Annotated in this window: 21 protein-coding genes; 7 read left to right on the forward strand and 14 right to left on the reverse strand. The window is 40.3% G+C overall.

The window, feature by feature from the left end; all coding sequences use genetic code 11:
• Window positions 1-11 precede the first annotated feature (11 nt).
• A complete protein-coding gene (locus C8U37_RS12570) occupies window positions 12-1,262 on the reverse strand; it encodes an amidohydrolase (protein ID WP_108033567.1) in 1,251 nt (416 codons plus the stop codon).
• 152 nt (window positions 1,263-1,414) lie between these two features.
• Between C8U37_RS12570 and C8U37_RS12575 the strand changes: the two genes are divergently transcribed.
• On the forward strand, window positions 1,415-3,076 hold the full coding sequence (locus tag C8U37_RS12575) for a PucR family transcriptional regulator (protein ID WP_108033568.1): 1,662 nt from the start codon (window positions 1,415-1,417) through the stop codon (window positions 3,074-3,076).
• Window positions 3,077-3,166: 90 nt separating this feature from the next.
• Window positions 3,167-3,544 carry a RidA family protein gene (locus C8U37_RS12580; protein WP_108033569.1) on the forward strand — a complete coding sequence of 126 codons (378 nt, stop codon included), beginning with the start codon at window positions 3,167-3,169 and terminating at the stop codon, window positions 3,542-3,544.
• Between the two features lie 147 nt (window positions 3,545-3,691).
• Here C8U37_RS12580 and yeiL read toward each other — a convergent pair whose 3' ends face one another.
• Window positions 3,692-4,387 (reverse strand): transcriptional regulator YeiL, encoded by a 696-nt coding sequence (gene yeiL, locus C8U37_RS12585; RefSeq protein WP_146161836.1) that lies wholly within the window; start codon window positions 4,385-4,387, stop codon window positions 3,692-3,694.
• 77 nt (window positions 4,388-4,464) lie between these two features.
• Here yeiL and C8U37_RS12590 point away from each other — a divergent pair, with 77 nt between their 5' ends.
• Complete coding sequence (locus tag C8U37_RS12590) at window positions 4,465-5,160, forward strand: YjjG family noncanonical pyrimidine nucleotidase (protein ID WP_170100290.1); 696 nt, start codon at window positions 4,465-4,467, stop codon at window positions 5,158-5,160.
• Window positions 5,161-5,306: 146 nt separating this feature from the next.
• Here C8U37_RS12590 and C8U37_RS12595 read toward each other — a convergent pair whose 3' ends face one another.
• The 4 genes from C8U37_RS12595 to C8U37_RS12610 form a co-directional block, all read right to left on the reverse strand.
• Window positions 5,307-6,692, reverse strand: a complete 1,386-nt coding sequence (locus C8U37_RS12595; protein WP_425445668.1) for a M24 family metallopeptidase — start codon at window positions 6,690-6,692, stop codon at window positions 5,307-5,309.
• A 415-nt stretch (window positions 6,693-7,107) separates the two neighbouring features.
• Window positions 7,108-7,806 carry a triose-phosphate isomerase gene (locus tag C8U37_RS12600; RefSeq protein ID WP_108033573.1) on the reverse strand — a complete coding sequence of 233 codons (699 nt, stop codon included), beginning with the start codon at window positions 7,804-7,806 and terminating at the stop codon, window positions 7,108-7,110.
• Between the two features lie 41 nt (window positions 7,807-7,847).
• A complete protein-coding gene (locus C8U37_RS12605; RefSeq protein WP_108033574.1) occupies window positions 7,848-8,090 on the reverse strand; it encodes an SHOCT domain-containing protein in 243 nt (80 codons plus the stop codon).
• A gap of 19 nt (window positions 8,091-8,109) precedes the next feature.
• Entirely contained in the window at window positions 8,110-8,799 is a 690-nt protein-coding gene (locus C8U37_RS12610; RefSeq protein ID WP_108033575.1) for a hypothetical protein, read from the reverse strand.
• A 313-nt stretch (window positions 8,800-9,112) separates the two neighbouring features.
• Here C8U37_RS12610 and C8U37_RS14510 point away from each other — a divergent pair, with 313 nt between their 5' ends.
• Window positions 9,113-9,289: a hypothetical protein gene (locus C8U37_RS14510; RefSeq protein ID WP_170100291.1), complete on the forward strand. Its 177-nt coding sequence runs from the start codon at window positions 9,113-9,115 to the stop codon at window positions 9,287-9,289.
• A 100-nt stretch (window positions 9,290-9,389) separates the two neighbouring features.
• Here C8U37_RS14510 and C8U37_RS12615 read toward each other — a convergent pair whose 3' ends face one another.
• A complete protein-coding gene (locus C8U37_RS12615) occupies window positions 9,390-10,232 on the reverse strand; it encodes an FTR1 family iron permease (protein WP_211306248.1) in 843 nt (280 codons plus the stop codon).
• 324 nt (window positions 10,233-10,556) lie between these two features.
• Between C8U37_RS12615 and C8U37_RS12620 the strand changes: the two genes are divergently transcribed.
• The 3 genes from C8U37_RS12620 to C8U37_RS12630 all read left to right on the forward strand — a co-directional run bounded on the left by C8U37_RS12620 (window position 10,557) and on the right by C8U37_RS12630 (window position 12,192).
• On the forward strand, window positions 10,557-10,847 hold the full coding sequence (locus C8U37_RS12620) for a type II toxin-antitoxin system RelB/DinJ family antitoxin (protein WP_108033576.1): 291 nt from the start codon (window positions 10,557-10,559) through the stop codon (window positions 10,845-10,847).
• Window positions 10,848-11,002: 155 nt separating this feature from the next.
• Window positions 11,003-11,131 carry a type II toxin-antitoxin system YafQ family toxin gene (locus tag C8U37_RS14860; protein ID WP_425445669.1) on the forward strand — a complete coding sequence of 43 codons (129 nt, stop codon included), beginning with the start codon at window positions 11,003-11,005 and terminating at the stop codon, window positions 11,129-11,131.
• A gap of 194 nt (window positions 11,132-11,325) precedes the next feature.
• A complete protein-coding gene (locus C8U37_RS12630) occupies window positions 11,326-12,192 on the forward strand; it encodes a DMT family transporter (RefSeq protein ID WP_108033599.1) in 867 nt (288 codons plus the stop codon).
• A 121-nt stretch (window positions 12,193-12,313) separates the two neighbouring features.
• On the opposite strand, the gene map is transcribed toward C8U37_RS12630, so the two are convergent.
• From map to C8U37_RS12665, 7 genes are all read right to left on the reverse strand, one after another.
• Window positions 12,314-13,057 carry a type I methionyl aminopeptidase gene (map, locus tag C8U37_RS12635; RefSeq protein ID WP_108033578.1) on the reverse strand — a complete coding sequence of 248 codons (744 nt, stop codon included), beginning with the start codon at window positions 13,055-13,057 and terminating at the stop codon, window positions 12,314-12,316.
• Window positions 13,058-13,182: 125 nt separating this feature from the next.
• Complete coding sequence (locus C8U37_RS12640; protein WP_108033579.1) at window positions 13,183-13,983, reverse strand: hypothetical protein; 801 nt, start codon at window positions 13,981-13,983, stop codon at window positions 13,183-13,185.
• Window positions 13,984-14,047: 64 nt separating this feature from the next.
• A complete protein-coding gene (locus tag C8U37_RS12645) occupies window positions 14,048-14,431 on the reverse strand; it encodes a hypothetical protein (protein WP_108033580.1) in 384 nt (127 codons plus the stop codon).
• A gap of 128 nt (window positions 14,432-14,559) precedes the next feature.
• Window positions 14,560-14,910: a DUF3139 domain-containing protein gene (locus tag C8U37_RS12650; protein WP_108033581.1), complete on the reverse strand. Its 351-nt coding sequence runs from the start codon at window positions 14,908-14,910 to the stop codon at window positions 14,560-14,562.
• A 62-nt stretch (window positions 14,911-14,972) separates the two neighbouring features.
• Window positions 14,973-15,206 (reverse strand): hypothetical protein, encoded by a 234-nt coding sequence (locus tag C8U37_RS12655; protein WP_108033582.1) that lies wholly within the window; start codon window positions 15,204-15,206, stop codon window positions 14,973-14,975.
• A gap of 122 nt (window positions 15,207-15,328) precedes the next feature.
• Window positions 15,329-15,778, reverse strand: a complete 450-nt coding sequence (locus C8U37_RS12660) for a hypothetical protein (RefSeq protein WP_108033583.1) — start codon at window positions 15,776-15,778, stop codon at window positions 15,329-15,331.
• A gap of 92 nt (window positions 15,779-15,870) precedes the next feature.
• Window positions 15,871-16,200 carry an arsenic metallochaperone ArsD family protein gene (locus C8U37_RS12665; RefSeq protein WP_108033584.1) on the reverse strand — a complete coding sequence of 110 codons (330 nt, stop codon included), beginning with the start codon at window positions 16,198-16,200 and terminating at the stop codon, window positions 15,871-15,873.
• Between the last annotated feature and the right edge of the window lie 596 nt (window positions 16,201-16,796).

Consider the following 16,796-nt stretch of genomic DNA (forward strand, 5'->3'; position numbering starts at 1 on the left):
CCATATCCAATTCATCCGCGATAGGCTCCTTTCAAGTCAATATCAGTTTTGTGAATAATCGTTCCGTTTGAAATAACAGTAGAGATGGGACATTGGCGTGCAATCAGATGCGCTGAACTGACGGCATCCACCAAAATGGCATTGGCACTATCATCTATTTTGGGCCAGATACGCGCGCCTTTTTCACTCAGGGGCGTTATCCCACCTGTCGCGAATTTTAAAGATTGGCCTATCCGGTACTCATCCACCCAGTGAAACCGTCTGGCAACTTGATTCAGTTTCTGAACAGTATTTCCTGTACCAAATGGGGACCAATGATCGATTAAACTATCATGCCCGAATGCAACTTGAATCCCTTTCTTATCCAAATAAGCAATAGGCAGCGTAATCGGATCGTCTCCCATCGCAATTGTAGTGGTGACGTTTACGTGATTTTCTGCCATTCGTTGCACCAGCGCGTCACGTTCAGCACCTTGGACTCCCGCTAAAGCAAAGGCATGACTGATCGTTACGGGTGCTTGAAAGTGATGCGCTTCGATGGTGTCCACGATGCGATGCATTTCAAAAGCTCCCAGCGTATCCAAATCATGAAGATGGATATCTATGCCTACACCATATTTTTCCGCCAGTTCAAAAGTCTTCTCTAAAACCCCACCGATATCATGATCCATCATAGCCGGATCCACTCCGCCAATATGAGTCACGCCCATCGCGAGCGCTTCTTCCATGACCGTTAAGAAGTCCTCTCCATTTCGCAGCAGCCCATGTTGAGGAAAGGCTACGATTTCATAGGTGATTCTGTCTTTATATTGATCCAGCACTTCTTTGATTATTGCAACGTGCTTCGTTTTCATTTGGGGATCAACATTTACATGCGTGCGAATGTGCGTATGACCATTCGCAATATAATGCTGAATCATATGATGGGCACGGTCTGCTGCGCTTGCCAATTGTGCGGGCAATAACACTTTTTCTTCTTCTAACCGGGTGAATATACCGTTCGCCGCTTCCGAGGGGGCGTGCCACTCGCCACCAAAATAGGTTTTGTCCAGATGCACATGCATTTCTTTTAGCGAAGGCAGCAACAACTGGCCTTGAGCATCCAGAATTTCGGCTCCGTTCGGGTCTATCTGTTCAGCAAACTTAACAAAGCGCCCGTTCTCGATCAAAAGCGCCCCGATTTCTGTTTGGGTGGCTACAACGGTCTCGTTCTCATACAAGTAACCGGCCTCTAATCGTACATTTTGAATCAGCAGCTTCATACGCTCACTCCTTTTTATCTTTGGATTTTATCTTACTGTAACAATACTTTGGCATCATTAGTACAGTTGAATCAACAAAAATTGTCGGTATTCATTTGTATAATATAACCAAATCCATTATACTGTTTGAAAAAATAGAAAGGATACGCATAATGAATATAACCGATTTCCTAGAATTACCAACCTCACACGATTTTAGGTTAGTTGCCGGCGAAAAAGGCAGCGCCAATGACATAACCGGCGTCAACATCATGGATAATCCTTTCGCAGATGATTGGCTCTCTGCGGGTGAACTCATCGTCACTTCTGGATACTTTTTTAAAGAGAGTTTTGAAGCTCAAAAAAAATATTTTACGCGTTTTAAGGAAATGAATATTGCGGGCGTCTGTGTGAAACCACAACTTTTTCTGAAAGAAATATCACCCAATTTAAAGGCACTCTGCAACGATTTAGCTCTCCCTTTGATTGAAATTCCCTATGGTATCGCTTTCTCTAAGATCATCAAAACGGTTATGCAACAAATCGAAGCGACATTAGAGAACGAAAAACAAATAGCCCTTGATATTCACTCCCAATTTTTTGAGACTAGCTTAAATAGTGGCGGCATTGCCTCGATTACCAAAGAATTACGAAAAATAATCGGGAATCCTGTCGTGATAACGGCGAGCAACTGGCAGATTATGGCACATGAAGGATTGAATGGACAGCTTTTGGGAACATTGGATAATCATCAAAATGAATACGTTTTCCCGCATCATCTTTTCAACGATTTGCCTGTTAAAACAGAAAAAATAAAGCATCCTTTTTATCGCAATATCGAGAAGAACAATCAAAAACTACTCTGCTGCATCACGCCCATCTACTTTAACCAGACGCACTATGGCTATGTGATCGTTTATGTAAGCAATCGTCCTCTATTGAATATGGACTATATTGCAATAGAGAGTTGCACGATGTCTTTAGCGTTGGAAATTGTTCATCAAAAAGAAAAAAATCGCATTGAAAATCGTATTTATAGAGACTTTTTATCCGATTTACTCGCTGGCAATTTCAAAACTTTAGAGGAATTAAAACAACTGAACATGACCATAGACTACGAATTGAATTATGCAGCTTGCATCTTCACCATTCATTTTCCTGAAACACAAAACAAGTCTGTTCTGGAACTCCGTCGAGAAGAAGAAACCATGGAACAGATCCTGGGCGCTTGCCAAAGATATACCCAGTCCAATTTTTTGCCCTTCCATCTCTTTAAACGCGGACATCAACTGGTCGGGATTCTGGGTACGGAAAAGAGGTTAGCTACCGGCGCCTCACAATTACAGCAAATCACCATTCTAAAGAAATTGAAGCTGTTTTTGGAAGAACGGTTTTCAAACACACTTCAATCCGCTGTGGTTGTTGGTTCGACTCAACCGCTATTATCTGTGAACCAAAGCTACGATGAGGCCGAAAATATCCTCAAATCTCTTTCCGATGACAGGAATGGGATTTATTTTCTAAATGATTTGTATTTAGAAGCCTTTTTGGTTAAGCAAATATCCGATCCAGATTCTTCGGTATTTATAGATTATTTTTTGCATGACCTCATTGCATATGATCAAGAAAACAACTCGAATTTAGTGGACACGTTGGATGTCTTTTTGAAAAACCATCATAACATTGCCTCTGCCTCTAGGGATTTATTCATTCATCGCAATACGCTCTTGTACCGATTAGATAGGATCAAAGATATTCTCAATTATGACTTCAACGATGCGAATCATACCCTGTCGTTACAATTAGCTTTAAAGCTATATGCAAAATACACATAGCGCGGTGCATCAATTATTCAATATATTTATACACAATATGCTATAATCAAACAGAAACCGTCAACAAAAAAACCAAAGGAGACTATCATCATGAAGAGACAAGCTTATACCGCAAAAGACGTCATGAGTTCAGGCCCTTATTCCCATGCGATAGACGCTGGAGAATATATATACGTATCCGGACAGACTGCCAAGAATTCTTTGACGCTGGAAAAACAGGACTTGACTATTGAAGAACAAACGGAAGAATGTTTCAAGAATATCAACAGAATTTTAAACGAACTGGAACTTACAGAAGCGAACGTCGTAAAGGCAAATGTCTATCTTACGGGTATGAAGCATTTCGAGAGGATGAACGAAGTGTATAAAACAAAATTTACCGAGCCTTATCCTGCCAGGACTTGTGTCGCAGTTTTCGAATTACCGCTCGGTGCGGATGTGGAAATAGAAGTCGTGGCAAAAAGATAACATTCATTCGTTCTTTACGGAGTAAATAAAAATAAAGCAAAAAATACCTCGAATATAATGAATGAAGCCCGCTCGTTTGCTTATTCATTATATTCGAGGTGTTGTTGATTTAATCGTCTATTTTACCGAGTGGTGACTTCTATGTCACTAGTGGGAATTTTGGTTGGTATATCCATTGGTTTTCAAACTTAACTTTTCCAACGCTTCTTTACTGACAATGAAATATTGTCGGCCTCTTTTTTCCAATAATCCTTCTTCACGGAATTTGTTGAGCGTGTATAATAAATGTCGGTAGCTTACTCCCACATATTCCGCTGTCTCCGTAAGTTTTTCTTGAAAATAGCCATTATTTTCAATTTGAAGAATGTATTTTGCTAATCTATTTTTGAGTTCATAATCTTGCATAGCTGTGTAATGATCTGTTCTTTTAAGCAATTTATCACCTAAATACTTTGATAAATGCAGAAGAAAAGCATTATCCTCCAGCAGCTGTTTTTTCGCTGATGCTAACGGAATCACCAAGCACGTACAGTCATTTATAGCCACAACATCTTTTAAATTTTTTTCTACCTCAATTAAAGATAATTCACCGATAAAATCATCTTTCTTTAGAAACTGAATCAGTGCGCGTTTTCCGTTTTCATGCACTAAATAGATCTTTGCCCTCCCATCCAACAATAAAAATAAGCAGCGAATCTCTTCGTCAAAACGCACAATATATTCATTGCAGGAAAATTTGCAAATGTAAGCTTGATGTAACATTGCTTCCGGAAAAATTGCTTGCATGCTTCTATATACATCGACAGATTGTGCAGCATACTCTTTTAGACGAATCTTCTCCAATTTGTCACCTCACTATGATATATCTCCTATTATTATATTCTGATATGCGATATATTACAAAGAAGAGGTGGAGAAGAATGAACAGATATAAACATATCATTTTTGATTTAGATGATACACTACTTGATTTCCAAGACACGGAAGAGCAGGCTTTAAAAGAAATTATCACGTTGTATAAATTGCCTTACAACAAACAGACTATTGCATGTTATAAGGGTATTAATGATAGGTTGTGGTCTCAATTAGAAGAGGGCTTGATTTCTCGCGAGAAAGTTTTAAAAACACGCTTCTCTTTATTTTTGAAAGAATTTCAGATAGATGAGAGCGGATCAAAAGTTGAGGCGATGTACCGCGAGCATTTAAATCAAGGGCATTCAACCATTACCCACGCAACTGAATTATTAAACACGTTAAGTAGGCAGGGATACAAATTATATATTGGAACAAACGGCGTAGGCAGTACGCAAAGAAAAAGATTAGCAGATTCCAAGCTGCAAGGCTATTTTGAAGATATTTTTATATCCGAAGAAATCGGGTATGAGAAACCGAATGCTCTTTTCTTTCAACATATTTTGGATACTTTGAACACAGGGCATAAAGAAGAATTTTTAATGATCGGGGATCGCTTGTCCTCAGATATCAAAGGGGCTCTCAACGTAGGAATGGACTGTGTCTGGTTCAACCGTAAAAAAAATCAACCTGAGCCATTAGCACCTAAGAGCACGTACACCGTATCAAATTTAATGGAAATAGCAGCATTATTAGAAGCATAAGGGTGAGGGGAACTTTGCCAAGGACATACGGATCATAAATGAAGACTGCCTCCCGATACACTTATCGGGAGGCAGTCTTCATTTAATGGTCCATTTTGAATCCAAACTTAGCTTCTGCTGAAATGCCAGGAAAAAAGACGGATAGTCTATTCCACCTTTAAAGCTTTTTCTTTCGCTAAATAGAATGGTCGCAAATACGCAACTGTGTTGGATAAAGGCAGCACATCCGCACTTAGGTTGATGTTCAGCACATTTTTTAAATAGTTCCGTCTGACAGAAATACGTTCCCATAATTCCGGATAGAATTTTTGTATTTCATGCTGCAGATTTTCGTCGGCTATAGCAACGCACTCTTCGGCACTCACTCCTGTATACCCAGGCACCGATGGAATGATATCAATTTGCATAATCATTCCACTTTTCAGTTTCTCAGAAGAATCTGCATAGATTGGGGATGCCATCCATTCTTCATCAGATGTCAGGTGCCCAGGATTCAGGTGCCAATGATACTCATTTTTTGGAAAAACAGCTTCGATAATCTGATACAGTTCATTTCCGGCCATTCCAACTTTTATATTTTCCAGCCAACTTACTACAGCCGCGAAATAAGGTTTTGCTACGGCTTCCAAATAATCTCTTTGCTTTTCCGGAAGTTGCTCTGCTTGCTCAACCACAAACCCGGTTCGACTGGATAAACCACCTTTGAATCCAGTGGTCAAGGACATGGGATCGCCCAATTGAATTTCTTTGTGAGTGGGATATATATTGGCAAATTCAAAACGCTGTCCTGCCGCCGCAATCGTCACAACTGAATTGTACTGTCCATCGGCGTTCAATAGATTTCCGATTTCTGTTTCTTTGCAGCCCGGTTCAATAGCATTCATGGCACGTAACATACAGCGCGACGACAGGTTAGCGCCATATTCGTAATGCGCGATTTCGTTGGCATTATTTGTCGTCCGGGCTCCGTTATCCCCAATCATCACATACGCACCATTAAACAAATCACAACCTGCTGGGATTGTATTTTTGAGGGCATCTACGATAAAGTACGGCACATCAAACAGAGTGGATGGATTGCTTTGTTTAGTTGTAAACATTTTCCAACCAATCACGCCGATCCGTTTCTTTTTGGCGATACCCAAATCAAGGAATATGGATTCGAGTGTTTTTTCATTCTCCATGGGTTGGTTAGGCAATGAAAATTGTGGGTAATGAATCAAATCTGCCGGAACACGTGAATGCGCACATAGCTTTAAATTCTCATTGCCCAGAATCAAGGTAAATTTCTCTGGATTTTCGACAACCAATAGGCCCTCTTCAAAACGGGGAATAAAACCGGTTAAATACTCAAAATTGCCGGCATGTTCCTTATCCGCGTAAATAACCAAAGCTTCAACGTTTTCTTCACTCATTCTCTGCAACAATTTTTCTTTTCGTTCAGTAATCGTTCCAGCATTTAAAAAGGTAGGGGCGACACGCTCGAACACTTGCGGCTCGGGTATACGCTCTAATGTAATTTTTCTGTTCAGCATACTATTCTCCTTTTTCATCTTTGATAATAGCCTCTACGACATTTTTAAATCAACATCCGCATTCTTATTGTTTTGATTGCCTTACAGCGCGGTAACGATAGGCCTTCGTTACCGGCAAGAATTTTACGAAAAAAATAGGCTGATGCCTACCGCCATTCATCTCTCGCCTACTCATTGGGCTGCGTCCTTTTCATTCCTAGAGGTAGGAGTCTTCTGGCCGAAAATGATAAATGGCACTACTCTGTATCCCCGTCGGAAATTGTTTTACTCTTTCAAACAAAGCCCGTGTGAGGCCACCTTTAACGATATCATATTGTTGAGCACTAATTGCTGGCTTTGAAAGGCCTTATTCTGAATTTTTATCTTCAAGATTGAGTAAAAGGAGTTTTTCCGTTAATAAGGTCTCATTTCCTTATTTGTTGTTTTCATTTGATGCTTTTACAGTTGCCTCAACCATATCTCTCAGCATTTTTTGGGGGGCTTTTGCCTTCACTATACCACTAGTGCATCCAACTCCATCAGCTTGCAGCAAAATTGTTCTATAGACATCATCTGCCGTGCTTATTCCAGCTGCTTGCATAACTAACACATTCGGATTAAGACTCTTAACAGCTTCGATTGTTTCTTTAACATAGCTCTCATCACTTGTTTTACCGGTACCAATTAAATCTGAAGGTTCGCACAGAATAATATCGGGATTTAGCATTGTGATTGCCTTTGCCTCTGCAATTGAATCTGCACATACAATTGTTATCATTTCAAGTTCAGCTGCGCGCGTAATTGCTTTAGCTAATCCGTTCAGAGTTAAGGGACGTTCAGCGTGATTTAGAAATACTGCACGTGCACCTGCTTCATAAAGTGATTCGGGTAACACATGACCCATTCCTTTATCCGGATTAATGCCATCTAAATGCTGAGCTGTCACAATAATATTTTTGGAATTTGATGAAACGGCTGCAATATCGGCGAAGGGCGCGGTTACGAAAATTGAAATCGGAAATTCTTCCGCTAGCGCATCTGCTTCTCTAACTAGTTCCAATAAGTTTTCTCCAAACAAATAGGATTTGGGGTTAAAAACAAAGAATGGTGTGTGGATATTAGTTTTTGCCATGATTTTCTCCTTTCATTTATCAAATGCTCGAATTTCCCTAACTAACTTTTCAATATTTTCTTCTTTTGTTGGTACTCTTCGTCAGATAATTCTCCTTTTGCATAACGCTGATTAAGGATTTCAAGTGCCTCATCTCGGCCATTTGAAGTTGTGCCAGCATTATTGCCTCCCTGGACTAGTTTCATCACAACATACACGATGATAACTATTAAAATTACTAGGAGGATAATCATCATGAAAATTCCCCAGCCACCCATCATGTTATATCCGTAATAATTCATCATTTTCCCCGCTCCCCTTCTGCTAATGTTCAGAAATCACTTGTTCCAAATCGCCATGCCAATCATGGTGCCAGACTTCTCCGGTAAGGTCATTGACACTCAACATCCCGATTACTTTGTCGTCTTCCTCGATATGAAAAGTGTAATAACCATAAAACGCGTGCCCCTCACCCTGAACAGAAAAAGTTGCCCCAAACTGGCTCTTCACAAAATCGTCTGCAATTTTGACTGCTTCTGTCCGGTCCACATTTGCCGTATACGTTGTGTTCGTATTGTAGCGTAAGGAGCCTCCCATCATCATGCTATATTTCTCATTCCACATCATGTTGGGACCTGGCTCGGGGTAAATCTGTCCCGTGTAAGGATTGGCCAAGATTTCCATTGCCCCTCTGCCGGTATCTTTCTCTTCCACTGAAACGTAGTAATCCGCATCGGTGAAGACAAAAATATCCGCCACTTGAAGGTTATTCCCATAACCCTTCAAGTAATTTTCCACATCCGACAGGATCTGGTCGGGTGTCAATTTCTCATTACTGCTGTTCTGGTTGCTGTTGACTCTGCCACCCATCATGCCGTTGCTGTAATACCCTTGATTGTAACCGACTGTTCCAACACTTTTTGTGAACATAAACATCCAGATGCTGTACCCAATCAATATGGCAATTGCACCAAACAGAATCACACCCCACACTAATGGATGCTTGTTTTTCATGTACTCGCCTTCTTTCTCCACTAAACCTTTAAAGCGATTCTGGAGCGGTAGTTCGTCTTTTGAAGTTTTGATAAATTATGCTTACAGAAATCCGTGGCATCAACGATCGTCTCTACATTGTTAATTATAGTACCCTTGATTACTAAACACCAATTCGTGCTACTTATGAATACGTTGAGAATTTGTTAACCCTAATATACCGGAGCAATGTGTAGATTTAATGGAGATTTGATTCTTCATACGGTCTACATAATCACCTAGTATGCTATGACTATGAAATCAAAAAAATAATCCGGAAAGAAGGATATAGACTATGCAAATAACTTTATTTTTCATTTTAATACTAATGGTTCCTGTTTTGACGATGGTAATCGTAAGTGCAGTTCGTAAACATAATTCTGCTTTAAGGGCAGATGTAAAAAGATTGCGGGTAGAAAATGGGGACTTGAGAAAAGAGCTTCTAAAACGCGGCATCATCGAATATGTTTAATTGTGATCGAAAAAAACCATAAGAAAAAGCATGCAGACAAAGGTCTCCATGCTTTTTCTTATGGTGCATAAATACGAACATAATGGGAATTTGATTCAGCTTAGATGGTTAAATTCAATTTACGCGCTTCTTTTTTTGTTTCCTTGTGCCAAATATAAAAAAGCGAACCCGTATAGGCGTATTGCAGAATGAATTGCAGTATTTCCGGCTTTGAATACCATCCGAACAGGACATACAGAGGCAAGCCTAGCAGTCCTTCTTTATGGTAAAAAACGGTCTCAGAGAGATCAAAAGCTTTTATGAACAGCGGATTATCGCTGGATAACAGGTTCATCGAGCCAAGCGCGGACAAACCTTCATGAATGCCATAACCAAGCAAAAAGCCGGCTTGCAGGATAAGATAGGCCAAAGTGATGTTGAACAGAATCCTCAAGTTGACTTTCACCAGCGAATGATTGATCAGGACTGCCAAAACCAACGCTGCTGCAATTCCCGCAAACAAGGCTGCGAGTGCGTACTGCCCGGCAAAAGTGAAGATTGCGACCTCTACTCCTTCACGCGCCACCATTATGAAAGCGACGCTGGCAATTCCAAGAGCAGATAGGTTTTGGCTGACACTGGTTTCCACAGTCGAAACCATGTTTCTGCCGTGCTTGATCATCCAGTAAATGAACGTAGTAACCAATATCAACGCAACAAAACTTGCTCCGCTCTCCCATAATTTCGCCACTTGATCCATTCGGTCGATCGCTTTGGACAGAATATAAAGAATGCCCCCGATACCCAGTGAAGCAACAATGCCACTGATTGTCCCGTAGTAAACATATTTTCGCAACTGTTCATTTTTGCTTTTCCTTAAATACTGAAGAATGATGCTGACGATAAGGAATGCTTCGAGGCCTTCCCTGAAACCCATGATAAATGCGGGCAGAAATGTATCCATATTGATTCTCCTTTAAATGTATTAGTCCAGGCCGTATCAACCCACAACTCAATTGAGAATGATTCTCATTTACATCATTATGGGGGCATCTGTTTGACTTGTCAATGAGAAAATTCTAATTTTAATAGATATCGTTCTATCCGAGTCGTTGTCAGAAAAAATGAAAGAAAATGGAGCTGTATGGGAATAGAATTTATAATGAGATAACCCGTCAAAACCATTTTGGTGGGGATGCACTGGCATCGAGGGCTCCTATGTATACATATGTATACGTTTATTTACATATGTGTTATAATAGTTGCATATTAAAGGAGGCGAATTTCCATGGCTACAATCAGAATTGATGATGAACTCAAAAAAGATGCTGACAAAATGTTTGATGAAGTTGGGATGAATACTTCAGTTGCAGTAAAAATATTTCTTACGAGATTTGTCAAAACAGGTAAATTTCCCTTTGAAATTGAATCCTTCGATTATCAACCAAATGAAGAAACAAAAAAAGCATTTGAAGAAACTACTGACATGATAAAGAGATCAGATTTGGAGAATGAGGAAGATTTAAACAGCTACTTCTCAAGAATGAAACGAGAAGCAGATGAGGAAATGCATGCTTAATTTCAAAACAACTTCAAGGTTTGACAAAGACTTAAAAAAATTAATTAAGCAAGGTAAGCCAATAGAAAAATTACAGTCAGCAATGAATTTGCTGATTTAATGAAGAGGAATTAGGAAGCGAGTTCAAACTTCATCCATTAGAACCAAAAAATCAAATACCTAAGCGTTGGGATATCCATATTGGAGGGAAAAATAGCGATTGGGTGTTAATTTTTTACTATGCGCCTTCTCGTAACACTATTATTTTTGAGCGTACAGGCAGTCATGCAGATCTTTTCAAATAGACATAACTCAACTTTTACATCAGAAAAAATAAAGAAGATGACCCGATTGCTTATCGAGATCATCTTCTTTATGTTGCATCTTGCATGCCTTTTTTTCATTAAATTATCCTATAATTATACCAAAAAGAGAATTTATAAAGATGAATGAATTTTCACCAGGAGTGACTTGTTTATTCAAGAAAGCGAAGGGAAAAATGCAAAAGACAAAAAATCAGGCTCAACTATATGCTTTTGTTACAGTGCTGCTGTGGGCATCGGCATTTGTTTTTACAAAAATCGCGCTGACTTACTATACCGCAGAAGCGATAGGCGTTCTTCGTTATGTGATCGCCTCTCTATTATTTATAGCAATCGGAATTTTTTACAAAATTGGATTGCCGGAGAAAAAGGATATCCCTAAATTCCTGCTAGCCGGCGTTTTAGGTTTTGCGCTATATATGATCACCTTCAACCAAGCATCCAAATCGCTGACGGCAGCAACGGGCAGTGTTGTCATCGCATCAGCACCTATCCTGACTGCTCTGTTCGCACGAATCATTTTCAAGGAAAAAATCAAGGTCTTGGGATGGATCGCAATCATCATCGAATTTTTCGGGATTCTGATTTTGACGTTATGGAACGGCATCCTTTCGGTGAACGCAGGCATTTTCTGGATGTTTGGCGCAGCTGTCTGCATCAGCGGCTATAATCTGCTGCAACGTTCTTTACTGAAAAAATATTCTGCCTTACAAGCAACAGCTTACAGCGTTTTGGCTGGAACCCTATTTCTGCTGTGGTTTTTACCGGATGCGACAGTACAATTCGGCAATGCCCCTCTCCAGCAATTGTTGGTGATGGGTTTTCTGGGTGTTTTCCCAAGTGCACTTGCGTATATGTTGTGGTCAAAAGCACTAACGATGGCGCGAAAAACAAGCGATATAACGAATTATATGTTTGTTACTCCTTTATTGGCCGCTTTTATGGGCTTCCTCATAATGGGAGAGATCCCTACCTTGGCGACATACGTTGGTGGGTTGATGATATTTGCAGGATTGTTGTTGTTCAAAAAATCCAATACGTGATTACGCGAAATCATATAGAGCAGAAATGGTATGCAAAAAAGCACAGAAATCAATCTGTGCTTTTTTGCATGCAAGTATTTGTCATTGTCCCGCAAACGCGCCTATTGGAGTTTCAAATCTCTCAAAGCGTGGTAACGATCGGCCCTTCCTTCGTCACAATGATCGTATGCTCGTATTGCGCTACCATGCTTTCTTCTGTAAAGAAGGTCCAGTCGTCATCTTCAACTTGGAAAACTTCCTCTTCGAATGTGGAGATGAAAGGCTCGAAGGCGATGACCATGCCTTCCTTCAGAATTTCGTCATCCCAGCGCGAGTAGTAATTGAAAATATGGTCCGGTGCTTCGTGAATCGCGCGTCCGACACCGTGTCCGGTCAGGTTTTTGATGACCGTCAAACCATGCCGTTTCGCCACATTGTGCACCGCTTTTCCGAGATTGCTTGTTTTTCCGCCCGGTTTTACCTTCGCCAACCCCGCTTCGAATGCTTCTTTGGCAACGTCACACATTTTCTGCAAAACTGGATCGCCCTGCCCGACAACAAAGGAAATGCCGGTATCCGCAAAATAACCGTTTTTGGAACCTGAAACATCAATGTTCACCAGGTCGCCTTCCTCGATGATCCGATCGCTCGGAATCCCGTGCGCCACTTCTTCGTTTACGCTGATGCAGGTGTACCCCGGGAAATCGTATTCTCCTTTTGGTGCCGACACTGCTCCTGCCTTTTCGAAAAGCGCCTTCGCAATATCATCAAGTTCCTTTGTAGTGATTCCCGGTTTCGCGGCTTCGACCATTTCATCACGGATCGCTCCGCAAATGCCGCCGATTTCCTTTAATCCATTAAAATCCTCTTCCGTCTTTGCAATCATCTTATATCCTCACTTCTTAAAGCATTTTTGATTATCATTCCAGTTAGATTTTATCACAAAAGGAACGGATTGTTCCCCAGCGACATAGCTTATTTAGGGAATGTTAATTATTTCTCCAAATTCCCTTACTCTGCGATTTGAGGCAGCAGGTCTTCTGTATCGCTCAGATTATATTCCGTCAGCGAGGAACTGCTGACCATGGTGTAGGACTCCCCAGTCGTAGGCACCGCAGTAGATTCGGAGTGGAAAGCCGTCAGGAAACCTTCTCCGTTGATTTCATAGGTGATGGTGACACCTTGATAGTTGGTCTCCTCAATTTCCTGGAGAAGGGTTTCCATTTCCTCGATGACTAGCTCTTCTTCGTCGTCCTGTTTCAATTCCTCAATGTTCTGCTGGATCGCTTCCACATTTTTCGCTTTTATCCTCTCGACATAAGCGTCGTTCATGGTGAGTGTATATTCCTTGCGGCCTCCTGTATCCTCAACTTGGCTCTCCGCAATATCCGCTTCCACTAGGTCATTCTCAAAGAGCGAACGCAAGAGTTCTTGCAACGCAAATCCAGTTGAAGAAACCTCCACCCAATGCGTTTCCGCTTGCCCGGGTACACTGATTTTCTGATACTGCTTTCCGCCGATTTGAGACGTTTCCGTGGTATTCGTTTCATCGAAGGAAGTCTTCTGATACCACTCATAGTCATACTCCGCTTTTTTCACGAAGGCCCCTTCCGAGCTTTGGTCGAATGGCTTTGCTTCACTATCCAAGGAGTAACGTGTCTCAAAACGAGCATTTTCGAGTTCCGCATTCTTCTGAGCCGCATTCCCGATTGACTCCACGACACTCATGGTGGAAGTGGAATCGCCACACCCACTCAATAGCAGAATACTTGAAAGGAAAAATATTGTTGTTACGATTGGCTTTTTCATCATTTCCCAGCACCATCCTATCCGGTTAGAATATCTATTGTTGATAAAAATTAGATTCTTTAGTGGGTTATTTCTTTTTGAAGTGCACAAATTTTTTCATGATCCATTTTGAACAGAAAAATCCTATCGCCGTAGATCCGAATAGCAACAGCAGCGAAGGAAGTAGCTTGTTGAGTCCCTCGCCATAGAAGTAATCGTGAAAGATCTGCATGCCTGCGAATAGTATCGCGGCGGAAATGACACTGCCAATCACATAATAGCTGATTGTGTTTAGGGAACTGGTCTTATGATGCATCCGCTCATCGGGATTGTTCATGCTTCCTCCCGAATGCGTAAGGTTCGGGCCATCAAACTTATTGTTTGCTCCTTGGCCAATATTGACCCTCGAATAAATGGAACTGTCCACATTGCTTTTGTCATCGTACTTTTTCTGATTGTCTCGCGTACTCATTCATCCACCCGCTTTCTTTTATTGCTATCTCTTTTTTAAGAAATAACGGACGATCCAACCTAGAATTGCGATAATAGCTAGTGCGCTTATTAACGTCCACCCAGCATCGAAAACTTCAATCATGGCCCTTACTCCTCTCTGAGAATAATTTTATCAGTCGAATAAATCGTCCCTTCAGAAACGTATCCCATTATCCAATCATCAAATTCAAAAGAATAGTCATAACAATAATCTAACGGACTCTCCTTCACTGTAAAATAAATGACATAGCCGCTTCGGGCACTCTTGTAATCTTTCCGAATTTTTTGTATCTGAATATCTTCTTCCGCAATCCCTTCTTTTCCCTCCAGCAACTCATAGAGATTTTTTTGCGCGATGTAGCTTTTCAAAGGAAACTCATACGCATAGAACCCTGTTACCAATACGATCAGGGAGCCGAGTACAAACCATCCAGTTTTCAGCCTTTTGATTTCAACCATCTCCTTTGCATAAGTGTTGCTACTCTGGTGCACTCAGTGTCCATTCGCATCAAAAAAAATCATCATACATATTGGAGCAATAACGTTGCGAATAGGAAGATTGCTGTAAAAACATAGAGATTCCAGCGCCGGCCCTTGTTCTTTTTCGATTCCTCAACACCGAGTACGCACATGAACAAGCCCAAAAAGAATAACGTGATGTTCTGGTAGGTAAAATCTTTTGTCCACAGGCTATACACACTCAGGATAAGCACCCCTGCGCCAAAAGTGATTTTCAAATTTTTTGTGTTTTGCATGCAGTTCTCCTCTCTGAGTCAGGTACCTTTCCAGCGCACAGGAATTCATACAATACAAACCGATTCATTTTAGCCACCACTCCTCAAAAAGCTACCTAATCATTCCCTGAAAATTGCAGAACTTAATTTTTACCTAGAATTACTTCTACTTCCTCCCTGACTTCGAGAGAATCTTTTTCGTATATAAATTCAACATAAATTGTTTCTCCCACTTCAATCTTCTCAATTTTCAGCACGGGACCAATTAATTCTCCTTCAAGCGGCGATGTTCTAGTGTCGAGGACACCATACTGATTTTCTCCAACATTAAGGGAGTAAATCAGATTCTTCTTGCTGTCATAGATTCTTATGCCTGCACCACTGACTACTTCCGCTTCGTTCTCCAATGTTTCAATTCCGTAAAGTTGAAAAGTGGGTTGCACATAAGCTTCGGTCCCGTTTGAAACCAAAACAAAATTTTCCAGCGCAACATCTTTGGTACGAGCATCAAATGAAAAAACTTCTAGTTTCTCATTACTTGAGCACGCGGCCAGCAACGCCATACTTATGACAGTTAACAATATTTTCTTCATTAGTTGCCTCCGGGATTCTGATTGCTTACATGATACTTTGCCTTTTATAATAGAGCGTTTTTATATTTGGTCGTGGTGGATGCGGCATTTTTTCAAGGACTTGTATCATCTCTTTGATAAGAAATGCCGCTATTCGTCAGCACTCCCATTTCCTCTACACTTAAAACATCTTTTGTTTTGTATATTTTCTTGTCTATACAAACGATAGGTAAGATATCCACTCCATGGGTTTCTATTAAATTCCAAACATCTTTATTTTCTTTAAATTCTTCTTGCGAATGTTTTAAAGAATACAGAAAATAATTATTGGAATCTTTAAATAAGTCTTTGTACATGCTTAGCGAACGCATTATTTCAATAGCTACTTCCACTTTTTCAGACTGTGCGTTCATTTTGTCAAACACATAATATTCAATATTCATAATGAATCCCCCAATGCAACTCTGCCAACACGAATGGTATCCGTCTTTTATTTTCGGATGAGGTTATCCAAGCATCCGGAAGAAAATAAATCAATTATAATGCAATAAATGACTATAGAAGCACTACCGATTATCTTCAACATATCTATGATACCGCTAATCCATTTTTTTCGCGAGAATTTCATCATGTATCCCCCTTAAAATTATAAGCAATTTGCTGACTCTTTGACTTTTCCACTACACCGTCGACCGAAATATGCAAAATGTAACTAGGTTGATGCGTTGCGGAAAAGACTTGAAAACCATTAATATCAATGCTTTCAGCTGATTTTTATGAAATCATAGTTAGGCGTCCCGGAAATACAGGTTACTTTTGAGGCTACCTATTAGGTGTTATGCTAAGCTATTTATATACCAAATAATAAAAATAGGAGCTGACATAACAATATGGATTATAAAAAAAAATTAATGCAACCGTTCTACGACTTTCCAGGTGTAAACATCATGAATTCGTACAAAAAATTTTATCAGAACCATCCGTATCTTAATGTCCTAATAAGTTTGTCTATAGCAAGTCTAATAGGAATTGCTATAGA

This window comes from Trichococcus patagoniensis (assembly GCF_003051085.1).
GTDB lineage: Bacteria > Bacillota > Bacilli > Lactobacillales > Aerococcaceae > Trichococcus > Trichococcus patagoniensis.

What these genes read in the sequence shown, in the direction of transcription:
- C8U37_RS12570 (WP_108033567.1), bottom strand. Translation starts at nt 1,262, where the DNA reads ATGAAGCTGCTGATTCAAAATGTACGATTAGAGGCCGGTTACTTGTAT.
- C8U37_RS12575 (WP_108033568.1), top strand. Translation starts at nt 1,415, where the DNA reads ATGAATATAACCGATTTCCTAGAATTACCAACCTCACACGATTTTAGG.
- C8U37_RS12580 (WP_108033569.1), top strand. Translation starts at nt 3,167, where the DNA reads ATGAAGAGACAAGCTTATACCGCAAAAGACGTCATGAGTTCAGGCCCT.
- C8U37_RS12590 (WP_170100290.1), top strand. Translation starts at nt 4,465, where the DNA reads ATGAACAGATATAAACATATCATTTTTGATTTAGATGATACACTACTT.
- C8U37_RS12600 (WP_108033573.1), bottom strand. Translation starts at nt 7,806, where the DNA reads ATGGCAAAAACTAATATCCACACACCATTCTTTGTTTTTAACCCCAAA.
- C8U37_RS12605 (WP_108033574.1), bottom strand. Translation starts at nt 8,090, where the DNA reads ATGATGAATTATTACGGATATAACATGATGGGTGGCTGGGGAATTTTC.
- C8U37_RS12610 (WP_108033575.1), bottom strand. Translation starts at nt 8,799, where the DNA reads ATGAAAAACAAGCATCCATTAGTGTGGGGTGTGATTCTGTTTGGTGCA.
- C8U37_RS14510 (WP_170100291.1), top strand. Translation starts at nt 9,113, where the DNA reads ATGCAAATAACTTTATTTTTCATTTTAATACTAATGGTTCCTGTTTTG.
- C8U37_RS12615 (WP_211306248.1), bottom strand. Translation starts at nt 10,232, where the DNA reads ATGGATACATTTCTGCCCGCATTTATCATGGGTTTCAGGGAAGGCCTC.
- C8U37_RS12620 (WP_108033576.1), top strand. Translation starts at nt 10,557, where the DNA reads ATGGCTACAATCAGAATTGATGATGAACTCAAAAAAGATGCTGACAAA.
- C8U37_RS12630 (WP_108033599.1), top strand. Translation starts at nt 11,326, where the DNA reads ATGCAAAAGACAAAAAATCAGGCTCAACTATATGCTTTTGTTACAGTG.
- map (WP_108033578.1), bottom strand. Translation starts at nt 13,057, where the DNA reads ATGATTGCAAAGACGGAAGAGGATTTTAATGGATTAAAGGAAATCGGC.
- C8U37_RS12640 (WP_108033579.1), bottom strand. Translation starts at nt 13,983, where the DNA reads ATGATGAAAAAGCCAATCGTAACAACAATATTTTTCCTTTCAAGTATT.
- C8U37_RS12645 (WP_108033580.1), bottom strand. Translation starts at nt 14,431, where the DNA reads ATGAGTACGCGAGACAATCAGAAAAAGTACGATGACAAAAGCAATGTG.
- C8U37_RS12650 (WP_108033581.1), bottom strand. Translation starts at nt 14,910, where the DNA reads ATGGTTGAAATCAAAAGGCTGAAAACTGGATGGTTTGTACTCGGCTCC.
- C8U37_RS12655 (WP_108033582.1), bottom strand. Translation starts at nt 15,206, where the DNA reads ATGCAAAACACAAAAAATTTGAAAATCACTTTTGGCGCAGGGGTGCTT.
- C8U37_RS12660 (WP_108033583.1), bottom strand. Translation starts at nt 15,778, where the DNA reads ATGAAGAAAATATTGTTAACTGTCATAAGTATGGCGTTGCTGGCCGCG.
- C8U37_RS12665 (WP_108033584.1), bottom strand. Translation starts at nt 16,200, where the DNA reads ATGAATATTGAATATTATGTGTTTGACAAAATGAACGCACAGTCTGAA.